The organism is Streptomyces sp. NPDC060209 (genome assembly GCF_042728155.1).
Lineage (GTDB): Bacteria > Actinomycetota > Actinomycetes > Streptomycetales > Streptomycetaceae > Streptomyces.
On sequence record NZ_JBHWZS010000016.1, the window covers coordinates 43,785 to 59,593 of the forward strand.

12 protein-coding genes are annotated in these 15,809 nt (G+C 68.2%); 5 read left to right on the top strand and 7 right to left on the bottom strand.

The annotated features are described in order from the left end of the window. The 7 genes from cas6e to ACFWFI_RS05690 form a co-directional block, all read right to left on the bottom strand. On the bottom strand, nucleotides 1-771 hold the full coding sequence (cas6e, locus tag ACFWFI_RS05660; protein ID WP_387385869.1) for a type I-E CRISPR-associated protein Cas6/Cse3/CasE: 771 nt from the start codon (nucleotides 769-771) through the stop codon (nucleotides 1-3). Further along, the gene (cas5e, locus tag ACFWFI_RS05665) at nucleotides 771-1,508 is read right to left on the bottom strand and encodes a type I-E CRISPR-associated protein Cas5/CasD (RefSeq protein ID WP_387385872.1); all 738 of its coding nucleotides are present in this window, start codon (nucleotides 1,506-1,508) and stop codon (nucleotides 771-773) included. The genes cas6e and cas5e overlap by 1 nt, the downstream gene beginning before the upstream one ends. Then, nucleotides 1,505-2,704: a type I-E CRISPR-associated protein Cas7/Cse4/CasC gene (gene cas7e, locus ACFWFI_RS05670; RefSeq protein ID WP_387385874.1), complete on the bottom strand. Its 1,200-nt coding sequence runs from the start codon at nucleotides 2,702-2,704 to the stop codon at nucleotides 1,505-1,507. The genes cas5e and cas7e overlap by 4 nt, the downstream gene beginning before the upstream one ends. Beyond that, complete coding sequence (gene casB, locus ACFWFI_RS05675; RefSeq protein ID WP_387385876.1) at nucleotides 2,701-3,393, bottom strand: type I-E CRISPR-associated protein Cse2/CasB; 693 nt, start codon at nucleotides 3,391-3,393, stop codon at nucleotides 2,701-2,703. Before casB ends, cas7e begins: the two co-directional genes overlap by 4 nt. Then, complete coding sequence (casA, locus tag ACFWFI_RS05680) at nucleotides 3,390-4,979, bottom strand: type I-E CRISPR-associated protein Cse1/CasA (protein WP_387385879.1); 1,590 nt, start codon at nucleotides 4,977-4,979, stop codon at nucleotides 3,390-3,392. Before casA ends, casB begins: the two co-directional genes overlap by 4 nt. A gap of 103 nt (nucleotides 4,980-5,082) precedes the next feature. Next, a complete protein-coding gene (gene cas3 / locus ACFWFI_RS05685; RefSeq protein WP_387385882.1) occupies nucleotides 5,083-7,887 on the bottom strand; it encodes a CRISPR-associated helicase Cas3' in 2,805 nt (934 codons plus the stop codon). 2,092 nt (nucleotides 7,888-9,979) lie between these two features. Continuing rightward, entirely contained in the window at nucleotides 9,980-10,423 is a 444-nt protein-coding gene (locus ACFWFI_RS05690; protein ID WP_387385884.1) for a hypothetical protein, read from the bottom strand. A 1,514-nt stretch (nucleotides 10,424-11,937) separates the two neighbouring features. Between ACFWFI_RS05690 and ACFWFI_RS05695 the strand changes: the two genes are divergently transcribed. The 5 genes from ACFWFI_RS05695 (at nucleotide 11,938) to ACFWFI_RS05715 (ending at nucleotide 15,504) form a co-directional block, all read left to right on the top strand. Next, entirely contained in the window at nucleotides 11,938-12,705 is a 768-nt protein-coding gene (locus tag ACFWFI_RS05695; protein WP_387385888.1) for a GntR family transcriptional regulator, read from the top strand. A 107-nt stretch (nucleotides 12,706-12,812) separates the two neighbouring features. After that, complete coding sequence (locus ACFWFI_RS05700; protein WP_387385890.1) at nucleotides 12,813-13,064, top strand: helix-turn-helix domain-containing protein; 252 nt, start codon at nucleotides 12,813-12,815, stop codon at nucleotides 13,062-13,064. A gap of 207 nt (nucleotides 13,065-13,271) precedes the next feature. Further along, nucleotides 13,272-14,093 carry a hypothetical protein gene (locus tag ACFWFI_RS05705; RefSeq protein WP_387385893.1) on the top strand — a complete coding sequence of 274 codons (822 nt, stop codon included), beginning with the start codon at nucleotides 13,272-13,274 and terminating at the stop codon, nucleotides 14,091-14,093. A gap of 182 nt (nucleotides 14,094-14,275) precedes the next feature. Further along, entirely contained in the window at nucleotides 14,276-14,839 is a 564-nt protein-coding gene (locus ACFWFI_RS05710) for a hypothetical protein (RefSeq protein ID WP_387385895.1), read from the top strand. 443 nt (nucleotides 14,840-15,282) lie between these two features. Then, nucleotides 15,283-15,504, top strand: a complete 222-nt coding sequence (locus tag ACFWFI_RS05715) for a DUF5999 family protein (protein ID WP_387385897.1) — start codon at nucleotides 15,283-15,285, stop codon at nucleotides 15,502-15,504. Nucleotides 15,505-15,809: the final 305 nt, after the last annotated feature.

Genomic DNA, 15,809 nt, shown 5'->3' on the forward strand with positions numbered 1-15,809 from the left:
TCAGCCGGCGGAGATCGGGGCGAGGGTCATGAGTCCGCAGCCGTATGCCTTGGCCTTGCCGATTCCTTGTGTGAGGGTGCGGCGCAGTGCATCGGGGTCGGTGACGGTGAGGTGGCCGTCGTAGGTGACAGTGACGACTTTCACCTGGTTGCGGGGTGAGCGGGTGTCGCGGTTTTTGGCGAAGGTGAGGGTGCGTTCGTCGCGGACGGTGAGGGCGTAGCGGTCGCCGTGGTGGGGGTGCTGGCGGTGGGTGGTGCCGGCGGGGAGGAGCCGCTGATCGTGGGGCTTCTCGTTGATGCGGAAGCCGGCGCGTTCCTGGCGTTCGGATTTAAGGAGCCAGCCCATTTGGTGGTTGGGGGTGATGTGCGCGGTGGCTTTGGTGGGTTCGCCGTCCTTGCGGCGGATGTGGTGGATGGGGTTGGCGGTGAGGCGAAAGGCCCAGGACTCGCCCGTGGTGAGGCGGTCGAGGAGGGAGGCGTAGGGGCGGGTGTGCCAGCCGGGGGTTTCGGGGTCGAGGGCGGCGGCGGGCCAGCCGGCTTGTTCGACGAGGTGGGTGAGGTCGGGGCGGTCGGGGCTGACGATGTAGAGGAGCACTTCGGCGCGTGCGTTGTGGTCGAGGCGCCACAGCACGCGAGGACCGGAGGTGGTATCCGCTGTAGGAAGAAGGTGGGGGAAGGAGGCCATTACGGCGGCGTGCAGGACCTGGGGGGAGGCGAGCAGGCGGCGGGCTCCGGGACGGGCCGTGTTCATGCGGAATCGGGTCAGGTGCATCAGAGGTTGTCCTCCAGCGGACCGAACGGGTCGTGGTGCGGAACGGGCTGCCGTTGGGCCGGCGGGCGGGTGGTGGCGCGAGGGTTGGGAACGTCCACGGTTTCGCTGATGACGGTGCGCAGTGCGTGGCGGCGGTGTTCGGCGGCGAAGCTGAGGGGATGGTCGCGCTGGGTGTCGCCGTGGCCGTCGCCAGGTGCGGCGTCGCGGAGCACCACAAGCGGGATGGTTGGGGCTGTGCGGTGGAGTTTCTGGTACCAGGGGGCTGCGTGCCAGGGTTCGTCGCTGAGGGCGCGGGTGAGGGTCGTGTCGTGGATGGCGAGTTCGACGGGCCGGGCGGGCGGGCAGGATCGGCGGCCGAGGTAGGCGGGATAGACAGGGGTGCGCAGGGCGTTATGGAGGGCGGTCAGAAGGGTGTGGTCGCCTTCGAGCGCTGCGGTGAAGACGGCGTCCGCGAGATAGAACCGCTCGGAGAGCGGCATCGATTTTTCGGTGACTCGGTGGTGGGCGGTCTGGAAGTCACGGACGCGAGTGCCGGGCTGGTCGATGCGGACGCCGAAGCGCAGTGCCGCGAGTTCGGCGAGGCGGGTGTCGTCGCTGCGCTGGATGCCTTGGGCTGCGGCGAGGATACCGAGGACACCACTTTTGGTGGGTGCGGTTTCGGTGGTGCGGCGGGTGAAGCGGGCGGAGGCCCCCCAGGACTGAAGGGGGCCGGCCAGCAGCAGGGTGAGGACGCTCATGCGGGCTTGTCCAGGTGGTCGGCGACGGCCTGGCCGACCAGTGAGACGAGCGAGGTCAGGTTGGTGGCCTCTTCTCCGATTCCGGAGAGTTTTTCCGTGTTCGGTCCGACGCGAAGAACCCAGGTGAGGGTGGATTCCTCGTCTCCGTAGGCACGTTCGATGTCGGGGATGTACTCGGCCAGGCGGGCGGATGCTTCCTTGACGTGGCCGCTCTGGTGCTCGGCGCGTACGGGTTCCTCGAATGCGGCGACGAAGCTGACGGGCCGGGTGGTGCGGAGCTTGACGATGACCGCGTCGGGGAGTGTGTGGTGCCCGAACGTGTTGATCTTCCCGGTCGGCAGGGACGCGACGAAGCCGTGCACGAACGCTTCCACAGCCCGCCGCACCGGCGTGGTCACTGGTTCGTCCTCGCGCAGCCCCTGGCCCAGGTTGTCGGTGAGCTGGTGGACACCGAGTGCTGCGTAGCGGTAGAGGGTGGCGGAGTTGAAGTCGACCGTCCCGATCATTCCGGCGCCGGGCTCCGCATCGTTGTTGTGATCGTCGACGGCCGTGTAGTAGTCGGATTCGTTCTCGACGCGGTGGACGCTGATCGCGTGGGCTACCTGAACGGCCGCGTCGACGTTGATGTCGGCGGAGTCGGCGACCATCCGTCCGAACAGGGCAATGTCGACGGAGTGCCGGGTGTCGGCGATCTCCTTCGCCCGGGCCTTGTTCGTCTTGTCCTTCAGATAGCCCTTGATGTCCGGGGCGCCCTCAACGGCGAGGGCGGCCAGGCCGTCGAGCTGGCGGGCGCTGAGGAACATCAGGTACTTCGACTGCGGCGCCGGCTGCTCCTCGCCGTCCTTGGCGGCATCCGCGCTCCGCTTGGGTACTTCAATCTTCGAACCAGTGGCGGTCTCGATCACGACTGCCGCAGTCTGCAGGACCTCGGCCCGCTCGAGTGCGGGGTCCAGGGCGCTGATGCGGTCGGCGAGAACCTCAGCAACCTTCTTCGTCCGCACGCCGAGCTCACTGGGATCCAGCAGGTGCTCGTCACCGAAGTAGGCGCGTGTGGCACGCTTCCACGCCTGGCTGGACACCCGGGCGCGGGGCACTCCCCCGTACACGGCGGACTTGGGAGCGCCGGTGTCGTCGCGGTTGAGGTTGCTGGGCGGCACGGTCTGCAGGGCGTGCACGTCGATGTAGATGCGGGTCACGAGGCGTCCTTGTCAGCAGTGTTGTCGTGTTCCGGGGAAACGGCAGGCGCCGGGACACCGGCTTTGGGGGTGCCCTGCGGGCCGCGGTGGGCGTGGAAGGAGCGGCCCCAGGCGCGACGGACCGTGTCGCGTCCGCCGGGGGCTTGCCACTCGTAGAGCTGCTGCGCGAGGAGCGCGTAGTCGAGGGGGATGTCCTGTCCCCGCAGCAGCAGCACGATGTCGCGCAGGCGTTGTGCCAGTTGCGGAAGGTCGGGAGCGGTGCCGGCCCGGACGAGGCGTTTGCGGACGGGTTCGGCGATTTCGCCGGGAGGCATCAGCTGGCGTACTGCCGCTCCGAGTCCGTGGTGGGTGGGGTGGGTGCCGGTCTGGTGCATGCCGTGCCCGCGGGACTGCTGGTGCAGGGCCCATAGGGTCAGGGCGGTGTGCACGGCGTCCTCGGCGCGGGTGAGCTGCTCCTCAGTCAGAGGGCGGCCGCCGTCCTGGGGCCGGTCGTGCAGGGGGCCGATGTCGATCAGACCCCACAGGTCGGGGACCTGGGAGGTGTCCTTGCCTGCGCCGCGGCGCAGGCGGGCCAGGGCGGCGACGGCGTGCGACCGGTCGCTGAGCAGGTCTCGCTGCAGCGGGCGGATCAGGCTGTTGGTGGTTTCCCGCACGCGCTGTGAGGCGGTAAGCGGGATGGCGGTGGTCATGCGTTCACCTTCGGGGTGAGGTCGGAGGCGGCAGCCGGGTCAGCAGGCGTGCTGTCGGACTGTGGGGTGCCGAGTGCCTTGGTCAGGCGGGCACGGAACCAGACGTCGGCAAGGCCGGAGTTGAGCCACAGGGTGCCCTGCTTCCCGGGCACCGTTCGACCTGCCCACGCCGCGTCCCCGGCCGCGGCAAGGAGCCGGCGGCCGAGCTCTGCGACGGTCCGGTGGACATCCCGTTTCCACCCCTCTCGGGCCAGGTAGGGGTCCGGGGCGTCGGCAAGCCCGGCGAGCCACGACCGGTAAGGACCGTCCAGAGCCCCGAACCCCTGGTCGCGGGCCGTGGCGCGGGGCCCGTCGGACTCGGCACCGGCCGCCCGGGCCAGATCGGTGGCCAGGTCACCGAGGGCGGTGACGGCCTTCTCCGCGTCGTCGACCGCGTCGATGGCCTGCGTCCCATACGCGCGGTCACGGCTGTGCAGCAGCACCACGCCCATGGCAAGGCGGTCGTCGACGATCTCGTCGATCACGGACTGCTGTGTCCCGTACACCGGGCCGATCACCCGGGCGCGGATGAGGAAATTGCGTTCCAACTCGCCTTCCGTGGCCAGCCGGGACACCCATTCCAAGATCCCAGGCCGCAGGTACGGTGCGGCCTGCGCCCCCTGACCGGACTCGGTGCGCTCCGAGATCAGCGCCGCGAGCCCCCGCCAGGCGGCACGCGCGGGGTCGTGTTCGCGTGGCAGGTACACCAGGGCCTCACCGCGCTTCTTCTCCTGCGCGGGGCTGCGGCGCCAGGCGGTCATCGGCTCACGGGTGTGCATGTTGTGTGCACTGAGCGGGTCGCCGTAGCCGAGGACGACACCTTGGACACCGTGCTCGTCGAAGTGCAGCCGCATCCGCCGCGTCTGCCAGGTGTACAGGTCGCGCACCCCACTGGGCTGCCGGTGCTCCGTGACGCCTGGTCCATCGGGGTCGCGCCGCCAGGCGGGACGGTCACCGGCTTCGAAGCGAAGCCCGTTCATGTCCGCGGCCACCAGATTCAGCAGCAGGGTCTCACGCAGTGTGTCGCCCTCGGCGAACACACCGCCCAGGGTGCCGGCCCAGCCCACCCCGAGCGGGTAGACCTTGCCCTTCACGATTCGGGCGTCTCCCTCGGCGCCGCTCTTGATGCCAGAGGGGTCAAAGGCGTGGGCGTGCACGACCCACCGGGCTGCCTCAGCGAACCCGAGACGGCTGACCTCCGGCATCCGTGAGGTGAAGAACGGCTCCCCGTTCGGAACGTCCGCGACGATCCGGTTGAGGGAAGCCACCTCACCCTTGCCTGTGCGCAGACCGGCGACCTGAAAGAACGGAGCCTTGGCATCCAGCAGGTCCAACCGCTCCTGGTGCTCGTGGAGGTATGCATCAACGGGCGCGAAGCAGTCTTCATCGGCCCACAGATCCGCCCAGTGATCGATGTCCCGCGGTCCGTCCAGAGCGTCATGGGCGACCGCGAGAAGCAGCCTCAGCAGAGCGAACTCCTGGGTGGGCAGATCCCCCACCAGCCGCCGCACCCGCCCGGCTTCGGCGAACACCGTGCGCAGCGACATCTCTTCCTGCACACCGTCGCAGCGAAGTACCCCTATCCACAAGCGGCCGGTTAGATCGAACGATAACGGGCCGCCGCTGTCTGCCGGCTGTTCCGGCGGTGTCTCAGACACGGGTCACCTCGAGTCCATCACTTTCGCTGTAGCGGAGGCCGAAGCCTCCCAGATGGGTCTGACAATCGGCGTCGAGGACGAGGATCAACTGCCCGGCCATCCAGTGGCTGTCCTTCGCCTGCCAGGCCGGTACGTAGAACTTCTCGAGCTCACTGAGCGCACGGTCCATGACTTTGGGGGCTGAGAACTGGATGGGCAGCCGCAGACCACTGCTCGCCGCGGCCCGCGCCGCCACCGGCGAGGGGCACCGGTCCACGGGAAGATCGAGATTCCCGCGTGCTCTGCCCCGGCCGTCGCTCGCCAGCCACGGGAGGGTGACGAGCCGTCCGTCGCCCAGCCTCTGCACGACGAGGACTTCCAGCGTCTCCTGGCTGTCACGGACCTGAGCACGGCCGGCCCGCGTATCGTCCGCATCCCCCGCACCGCCCGACACCCAGCCGATCAGCGGCCGCCCATCCCGCCCAACCGCATCGAGCCGGAACCGACCCGCCCGCTCCGCCTGGTCCGCTCGGTGCTTCTCGTGCCGCACCAAGGCCTGGTCCCGCACGTCCTCCCACCCTGCGGGCACCTGCTCCTGTGGCCCGTAAGCCGCCTGCACCAGTGCGCTGATGTCCTGCGGCAGGTGAACCGCCCGTCCGCCGCTCTCCAGGTGCGGGCGCAGCACGGCGAGCGACCGGAGCAGGCTGTACTGCCCGTACACGGCAACCGACCCGCGCACCGGGACAGGCACGGTCCCGGACCAGTCCACCCCCGTCACCAGGCACCGAGCCTCCCTCATCCCCGCCGGCCGCTCCGCCTGGCCTTCACCACGCTGGTGGCGGTGCAGCCGGCCCACGCGCTGCAGAAGCAGGTCGACCGGGCACACATCGCTGACCATGAGATCGAAATCCACATCCAGGGACTGCTCGGCGACCTGACTGGCCACCACGATGTGCGGCCCTACCGGCCGCGAGGCGGCCGACTTCCCCGGCGGCCCGAAACGGACCAGCAGATCGGCGTCCTTCATGGCGCGGTCCACATCGACGAACCGCGAATGCGCCACGGTCACCCGCTCCTGGCCGAAGTGCTCCCGGAGCACCTTCGCGGTGTCCAGGACCCGCGAAACGGTGTTACGGATCACCAGAACACAGCCGCCGCCCTCCAGCTCCGCACCGAGCCGGTCCACCAAAACGTCCAGCTCGTCGTCCAGCGCCTCCAAGAGCACTTGGCCGCCCCGCCCCGATACCCCCGGACGCTCGATGACCGGTGCCGTACCCGGCGCCACGCACGTCACCAGCGGATACCCGGTGGCCTCGTCCACCGCTGCGAAGCTTTCCGTCCCCGGCCCGGCACCCGCATAGGCCTCCGCCAGCTCACGGCGCCGCCCCGCCGGCAACGTCGCGGACAGCACCACCACAGGGACGCCGTATGCCCCCAGCCACTCCAGCACCCGGTCCAGATAGGCACTCATGTACGTGTCGTAAGCGTGTGCCTCATCGATCACGACCACCTTGCCCGCCACCGCAAGGTGACGCAACGCCAGGTGACGGCTCTTCAGCCCGGCGAACAACAGCTGGTCCACCGTCCCCACGACGAACGACGACAGCATCGCCTTCTTCCGCCCCCGCAGCCACGCATGCGCCACCAGTACTGCCGGAGCCACCCGCCCATGATCCGCGGGACGCCACTGGGGAACGTCCTCGTCAACATCCACCGCCGTGATCGGATGCCGACTCTCGCGCATCAGCTCGGCAAAGTCCTCGTTCAGAGCAGCCTTCGAATGCGCCAACAACACCGGCATCCGGGCCCCTTCCCCAGCCGGCAACCGCTCCAGCCAGCCCAGCAGCCGCGGGAACATCGCGTTCCCCGTCGCCATCGTCGGCAACGCGAAAAACACACCACCCGCCCCCGTACGCGCCGCGAAAATCTCCGCCACCGCCAGCGCCGCCTCCGTCTTCCCCTCCCCCATCGGCGCCTCGATTACCATCAACCCCGGCTCCGGCATGGCATGCGCCAACCGCGCCGCAGCCTCCTGCACCGGCCTCACGACAGCCCCATCGGGGAGATCGAACCGAGAAGCGAACAACTCCGCCGCATCCACCGGCGGCAATTGCGGCTCCCAACGCGACGGCAGACTCAGCCCACGCCACGCAGCCGCTACCCGCTCCTCACCGGAACGCGGCACCTCCTGCGGAAAGTACGGAAACAGATCCGGATTGCTCGCAATCCAGTCCGCGACAATCACGACCGCACTCAGCAGCACCTGCACCGGCTGCGGCAGCCTCACCGACCGCCACACACCCAGCCGCTCCTGGACACCGAAAACCTCTGCGCATCCGTCCAACAACTCGTCCTGGACCCGACGCCACACCGCCTGCTCCGGACCAGCCGTACGCAGCAGATGCGGTCGGTCATACAGCGCCTTGATCTGCCCGTGCTCCGGCGGCACTCCATGGTGGCCACCCACCACGACCGCAAACTGACCAGACGCTCTCGCCGCCCAACCGTGCCGCTCCTCCAGCCAGTCCTGAAGCAGCAACTGACCGGCGAGACCGTGCGGCGCGAGCATTCTGTCCGGCCCTAACTGCGTCCGGGTGCGCATCGCAAGACCCACATCTCGCATCCGGTCGGCCAGCTGATCGACCTGACATGCGAACGCCGGCGTCGCCTTGCCGATGTCGTGCACACCTGCCAGCCACACCACCAGACGCCGCCCGTCCACCCACCCCCCTGGCAGCGAACCTGCGATCACATCCCGAATCTGCCCCGGCAGCCATTCATCCCACAACAGCCCCGCCACCGCGGCACTGTCCTCCATATGACGCCACAACGGCAGCCAGCCCTCGGAATCCCGGTCATGCTTCGCCCACACCCGCCGAGCAGCCCCCTGAAGCCGCCCCCCGAGACCAGAACCGACCCCACCCTCAACAGCCATGTCAGATAAATACAGGCAAACCCCCGAACAACACGTCCTGTTGAGAAAACTCAGAAGCTTCCGACCAAGCTCAGCATGTCGGTAAGGAATTAACCGTAAGATGCGCCGATCTTGCTCATCAACAGGTAGCCACGAACATCCAGAAAGCGACACCATGACCTATATGTACATTTCGACGAAAGTGCTTAAGAACCGGAACTTCCCGCCGTAACGTGCCAGGTCAGGCAGTCTGCTCCCCGCACCCGCGGGGATGGTCCCGACCGTGCCCCGGTAGATGTTCGTGGTCGTCGCTGCTCCCCGCACCCGCGGGGATGGTCCCCCCAGGCGGCTGCCATGTCGCCCCAGGTCAGGCCTGCTCCCCGCACCCGCGGGGATGGTCCCTTCACGGTTCGCCAGCCCGACGGGCTCGACTGCTGCTCCCCGCACCCGCGGGGATGGTCCCAGGAGATCGAGAGCCTTGGAGACCCCCAGGACCTGCTCCCCGCACCCGCGGGGATGGTCCCCACGGCCTGACTCAGGCGCTGTCTCCCGTGGACTGCTCCCCGCACCGCGGGGATGGTCCCTCACGCTGAGCGGGAAGCAGATCGGTCTACTCCTGCTCCCCGCACCCGCGGGGATGGTCCCTGGGTGGCCTGACGGAGACCGAAAAATTGTTCTGCTCCCCGCACCCGCGGGGATGGTCCCGCAGCGCCCCGCGTTCGTCCCGCTCATGGCCTCTGCTCCCCGCACCCGCGGGGATGGTCCCGTGCGCATCACGCCGCCTCCTCGCCGTAGAACCTGCTCCCCGCACCCGCGGGGATGGTCCCGAAAGCGAAGCAAGGCGGGCAGCGCTCACCGCCTGCTCCCCGCACCCGCGGGGATGGTCCCTGGCCAAGGCGGGAGTGTTGGTGGCCGCGTACCTGCTCCCCGCACCCGCGGGGATGGTCCCAGAGGGTTCTCCGCGGTAATCGGAGCCTTGGCCTGCTCCCCGCACCCGCGGGGATGGTCCCTCCAGCCCGCTCCCCGGCTCCTCCGGCTCCGGCTGCTCCCCGCACCCGCGGGGATGGTCCCCGCAGCGTCCCGACCGCGTGGTCGACCCGCTGCTGCTCCCCGCATCCGCGGGGATGGTCCCGTGGCCGGGGTAATCACGGGGGCGACGACTCCCTGCTCCCCGCACCCGCGGGGATGGTCCCGAGCCGACCGTGCACGGCGTGACGATCGACGCCTGCTCCCCGCACCCGCGGGGATGGCCCCTCGCCGCCCGCGCCGTCGGTCGTGGTCAGTGCCTGCTCCCCGCACCCGCGGGGATGGTCCCATCGTCACCGTCGGCGGCGTCACCCTCGGCCTCTGCTCCCCGCACCCGCGGGGATGGTCCCACCCGTGTCGAGCTCGGCGACGGCTGGCGCCGCCGCTCCCCGCGCCCGCGGGGATGGTCCCCATGACCCTTCATCTTCAGCCGGCCACGCCTGCTGCTCCCCACACCTGCGGGGATGGTCCCATGCGTAACGCTGGGCTTCTCGAATACATGAACTGCTCCCCTTGCACGTGGGGATGACCCCTCGGCCATCGGGGGCGTCATCCGGCTGTACGTCTGCTCCCCGCACCCGCAGGGATGGTCCCGTCCGTGAGGACCTGACGGTGACCGACAGGTCCTGCTCCCCGCACCGGCGGGGATGGTCCCGCCACGTGAAGGTCCTAAGGGAGCTGGGCGCACTGCTCCCCGCACCTGCGGGGATGGCCCCACCTCGCAGGCCCGTTCCTCCGGGTGCTCGTACTGCTCCCCGCACACGCGGAGATGGCCCCCGCCCCGTCCCGGCAAGGACGAAGCGGTTTCAGTCTGCTCCCCGCGCACGCGTGCAGGTTCCCTGCCCGCCGCTGCCCGCAACGCGGCGTGGTACGGATGCGCCTGCTCGGCGCTTGGGCTGGGGTGCGGTCTTTGCTGCGGCCTGGGCTGCGCGGAGGGCGACGCGGGCAAGGCCGACACCGCTGATCTCGGTCATGCGAGGACTCCCGTCGAGGTGGTGGTGCCGAGAAACGCGGCAGCAGCATCGGTGAGGTCGTCCAGGCCCTGCTCGGTCTGCCGGGCGGAGTAGGCGGCCATACCGGCGGCAAGTCCGTCCAGGACGCTGCGGACCAGGTCTTGGCGGGGAGCGGTGAATGCCCCGGGTGCCGCGTCGTTGTCCCAGAGCTCGGGCGTCTCCAGTGCCGCTGCGGTGTGCTCGGCGGATGCCTGTCGGGCCAGCTGGACACGGATGTACTCAGCCGGGCGGGCCGGGCGCCAGGTCAACATCCAGGAGTGGAGCTCCGCCGCGATCGTGTCAGCATCCAGACCAGGGTCCAGCAGTGGACGCAGCACGTACTCGAGGCGTCGCAGCCGGACACCTTGGGTCCACTGAACACGGGCCCGCACCTGCCTGGTGATCCAGATACCACGCTGCACCTGTCGAGCGGTCCGTCGAGGCCCTCGCCCCTTGCTGCTGCTCTTGTCAGGGAGGGGTGATGCGGTGGAGCGGCTCGCGCGCTGGCGCGAGGTGTCTTTACTACCACTCTCAACCTGCACTTCAGGTGATCGGTGGTAACGACCAGGAGAATGGGGCTCACGCACCCCTGGGCAGGACCTATCCACAGCCCGGCTATCCACAGGCTTCGTGGACCGCTTCGTCTGGGCCACCGCTACCGCTCGCTCTCGGCCCGCCTCTGTGACCCCACACACTCGAGCCTGGTAGCCGGATCCGGTCAACCGGTGCCCCATAGCGATGTCGTGGGTCGGCGGGATGACAGCGGCGTAGATCGTGGCCGTAGCGGTGTAGGCCCGGCCAGGCATGCGCAGGTTCCGCTTCGACCCGTGCCGCCACCACGCCAGTGCACCCAGCTCCCGCAGCACTGCGACGTGGCGCTTCACCGTTGCCCGGGACAAGCCGGTGCGTTGGACGGTCCCGTCCAGCCCGTACATGACGAGACCGCGCCGGTAGTCCATCCGAGATGCCAGATCACGGGCGACAACGAGCGTGGCCGGCCCCGACCGCGGATGCAGACCAGCACTCACCAGCCACACCACAGAACGCAGCCACGCATGCGGCTCCGCCTGCCGCGACCGCGTGTGCGCAACATTCTGAGACATGCCGAGCACCAGCGATACCGGCATGACAGGAGAGCCATCGGTCGCGAAGTGGGCGCTCGAGGAGATAGCGGAGGCTTCTGCCACGGCCGCACTCACAGTGCCTTCGATGGCGGAAGATCTCCGGCCGTGAGGTCACTCACCGAGATAGACGCTACGGATCGCGTGAGTCCGCGTTCAACGAGTGAGAGGGCGGCTAGCGAGGGTGCGCCCGGACGGTGGCAGTGAGGGGCGGCTGTCACCCATAGAGAAGTGGTGGAAAAATGGGCGAACCGGCAGCCCGCGAAAGAGGGCGCGATGGAAGGCCCTGCGCAGGCGCGCACGAGGTACAGCAAGGCTAGATCCCTGGCTAGGGGAGCCATGACCTGTGAATGTGACCCAACGAGATACCCCGATGGCGGCTCCGCGCGCAGCAAGACGCTTATCCTGGGTAAACGTGATTGTGGGGACCGTAAGGTCCACTGGCATCACCCCGGTGAGGTCACCTCACCGGACACGACTCGGGTGTTCAGGCCTACGAGTCGGTAGCTAAGGAAGCGGTCCCGTTGTGGCGACGGGGCCGCTTCTGCGTTTCTGGGGCGGCAGGACGAGTGAACGGGCAACGCCTGGACCGACCCTGTGGCCCACGGGAGCTCCTCTTCAGCACCAGGGATCAGGCGCGAAACGACGGGCATGGCATTTGGAGCAAGCTCTTCGATCGTGTGTCAGGTCATCATAAACTCCCCTAGGGGAGTATGTCACGGAGGGAAGGTTCACCCTCGCCACCGGAGGCCCCTGCGCAAGCACTCATGGCGAGCGTTAGCGTGGTCCCCTAGGAGAGTCACGAGGAGGATTTCTTGCCAGCCGAGAAGACGCCGCAAGATCGCGGACAACCCGCGTTTCAGCGGATTGCAGCAGAGCTGCGGGCCATGATCCTCGATGGCACCCTGAGCTCTGGCCAGAAAGTGCCCAGCGAGATGGAACTCAAAGAGCGCCACGGCGTCTCGAAGATGACCGCTCGGAACGCGCTCGTCTCTCTGCGTGATCAAGGGGTTCTGGAGAGCCGACATGGCAAGGGGTTCTTCGTCCGCTCCTTCCGGCCCATCCGCCGCAACGCAACCAAAAGGCTATCCAAAGAGCTTTGGGGCGGAGGCCAGTCGATGTGGTCGGTCGACGTTCACGACCGACCGATGACGCCTGTCACGGAAGTGCCAGTTGCCACCTCTCCATCTATCGAGGTCGCCCGGACGATGGACCTAACCAGCGAGGATCAGGTCTGCAAGCGCTCGAGGATCTATACGGTGGAGGGCGTCCCAGTGATGACTGCCGCGTCCTACCTACCCATGGACATCGTGGCCGGCTCACCCATCATGCAGATTGACACTGGAGCAGGCGGCATCTACGCGCGCCTGGCGGACCTCGGGCACGAGCCCCGGCGTTTTCGCGAGGAGCTACGCTCGCGCATGCCCAGCCCGGAAGAAGCCGATCGCCTCCAGATGGGAGCCGGCACCCCTGTGATGCACATCGTGCGCACCGCAGCCGACGAGGCCGGGCGAATTGTCGAAGTCAACATCATGCTGCTCGACGCCTCCCGCTTCATCATGGAGTACGACTTCACTGATTGACCCAGCATTTCCCGAGCCCCTGTCAGCACCTGCTGACAGGGGCTCTTTTGCTGGGAGTCAGCCGCGTTCACTAAGGGCGCTTGACTCCCCTAGGGGAGTAGGCTTCAATGACCACAGCTCCCCTAGGGGAGAAGGCTTCAAGGTTGGAGACACAAGTGGGCGAGACCTCGGAGAACGAACTACTGAACGCCGTCCAAGTGGCGCAAATCTTGCGACTGCATCCCCAGACAGTTCGCCGCCTAGTCCGTGAAGGGCGCCTGAGCGCGCACCGACTCGGTAGCGGATCGGCCCGTCGACGAGGACTGCGAATCCGAAGGGCATCAGTCGACAAGTACCTCACCGAGTCCGCCGTCAGCTGACTCGTTCTAGCTGGGAGAGTTGCCCGCCTCTCGCGGTCGCCGGGGTTTCAGAGAGCTGCATCAAACTCCCCCGGGCCTGACCCCACGGCGGCCCTGTCCGCGTCGCAGCGCTGTCCGCAGCCCTATCCACGGAACGCCGTCTTGCCGTGCGAAATGGAGGCCGACAGGGCGCGATGCCCCCTATCAGCCAGCCTGTAAGGAGTTCACATGGCTGCTTTGCCCCTTGAGCCCACTGCCCGCTACCGCAAGAGCCGGACTCGTTCACGGAACACCGCCTTTCGCCCGGTGCTCGCCGTCTCCGCCCTTGGGTCTCATCAGTACGACCTGCGCCCCTCCTGCGCATCGCTGATTTGCCCCGACTGCAAGACCTGGGTGCCAATTACCGGCATCAAGGCCAAAAGGCAGAAAATCGTTCCGCACGACACCGGAGTCGCACGTAAGGATGCAGCGGCCCGCTGCCAGGGCAGCAACCGTTTGGTCAGCGTCGACGTCCCGTTCGAGGTCTGGCAAAGACGCCTAGAGGACGGAAGCGCGGAAACCGCAGGCCGTAGCTCTGGCCGCCAGCACTACGAGCCGCCCGCGCCCGCACTCAAGCCCATTAGCAGAATGAGCGCAACGCAGGTGAGCGCAGACAACGCCCTTACCTCCTACGCCGAGCACATCAAGAAGTGTCAGGCGAGCCGAACGGCAGAATGCTGCGTCGGTTCCCGACGTTGCGCCGAGGGGGCCCGGCTCGCCTCGCTGTACGAGCAGCTGAAGCGTTCGCAGCCGCATCGCGACAGGGAGCTTGAGGACGAGCGCACCAGCAACGCGCTGCTGGCACGTCATCGGGCGGCCATGGCACGACGACGCGACACAGCGGAGTGGACACAACACCACGAAAGCACAGCTGGCACGCAACCGACGGCCAAGCGCAGCGGCACCGCGATCGAGGAACTAAGCAACGTCTGCCGAATTCCGCCGCCTGGGGCCGTCTCAGAGTTCCGCAGTCCAGATCTTCCCTTGGGTACATACAGCTCCCAACGCTGACCCGCGCCGGCACGAACGACCACAGCTCCGGCCGCCCCGCAATAATCCGCGGCGGCCGGACCCGCGGCTACTCCTACAGCAGTCACAAAGGCCGCAGGCCCCGACAGAACGACGCACCCCCGGGCTTAGGCCCCCGGGGGTGCGTCTTCGCACGTCACCCTCGATCGAAGGGCAACACGCGCATGAGCAGCATGACACTGACCCCCACACGACCCGAGCACCGGGCCGGGCTCTCCGCCGTCCCGTGGGTGGGGAAGATCGACGACATCGGCCGCGAGGACGATCGCGGTGGCCACGATGGGCGCGGCTACGAGCGGGACGAGACCGACATGTCCTTCCGCCAGCTCGTCGACCACCTGACCGCTGACGGCGACACCCGCGCGCACTTCGCCGGCCGTCGGGCCCGCCGTACTCTCGCCGAAATGATGCCGGATCACGACCGCCAGCCGGTGCTGCTCCTGACCCGCCCGCTGACGTTCCGGTCGGCGGACGAAGCGTGCGGGCTGTGCGGCTTCTGGAAGTGCCGTTGCGGTGGCGTCGCTCCGGCCCCGGAGAGCAACACCCTCCAGTGCGACACGTGCAGTGGACGGTTCGGTTTCACCGGCTGGACGTGCCCCGCCTGCAAGGCACTCGGTCTGCTGACGCTGCCGATGCGGCCGACCCCGCACGAGCGTGACGGGCGCACGGAGCCCCCTCCGGCACCCGCTCGGCCACACGCTGTGGCGCCCGAGCGGCGACAGCCCTGACCCGGTGCATATCTGCCGCCCGCGCTGCGCAGCACCTTGCGGCGCGGGCGGTGACCGTATGCGGCTTGGCCCATCCGCTCACGCTCGTTCTGCTCGTGGCCGCCCGGGCGTGGGATGCCGGGCATCGCGTCACTGATATCCACCACGTACCAATGAACGGATGGCCCTAGTGGCTGAGAGCCTCCACACCCTCTACATGGCCGCCAGCGGTGCCTGGTGCGCCCACAGCAAGGGTTGCCCGCCCTGCCAGAGCGACCCCTACTGCGCAGACGGCTCCCCGCTGCACGAAAGGTTCGTCCGGCTGCAGGAGGCATACCTCTCCGCTCTCCGGGCTCGCTGACCTACCTCTCGACTGACAAGCCTCCGTCCACCGCTCTAGGCGGGCGGTCCATGCACGTCCAGCCCGGGACAGCCCCGAGCTCGCTTCCTGAGAAGGAGGGTCAATGCCCATCGACAGCACCCTCGACGACCCCAGCCCGCTGCCGAACCCGTGTCGGCACACTCCGACGTGTCCGTCAGCAGACAGTTCCGACCGCGAGGCCGCCCGCGTCGTGGCCAGCCACCCGGAACAGGGGTGGAGCCTGCTGTGCAACGAGCTCGTGATTTTCGAGGACACCGGCGAGCTCCTCCCCGACGGGGGGGGATCCGCACCCCGCACCGGCTGACGCAGGTCACGGCCTGACGGCTGCCTGATTGGTCGGCCCACCTCGATGCACACCTCAACGGCAAATAGATCCTGCATTGCCTGTCGTGCCCGCCGAAGTCAGCGGGCACGGCGGGGAGCGCCGGGTCTAGCCCTGCTCCATAAGCCCGCTCGAAACGACCCACCGAAGGAGCACCACGTGTTCAACACCAACATGGTCGCCCAGCTGTCAGGCGACGACGAGGAGACCACGATCCGTATCCCGCTCGACGAGGTCTGACTCTGACGGCTTCCTGATCCGCGAAGCGCTCCTCGCCAGCACCACGG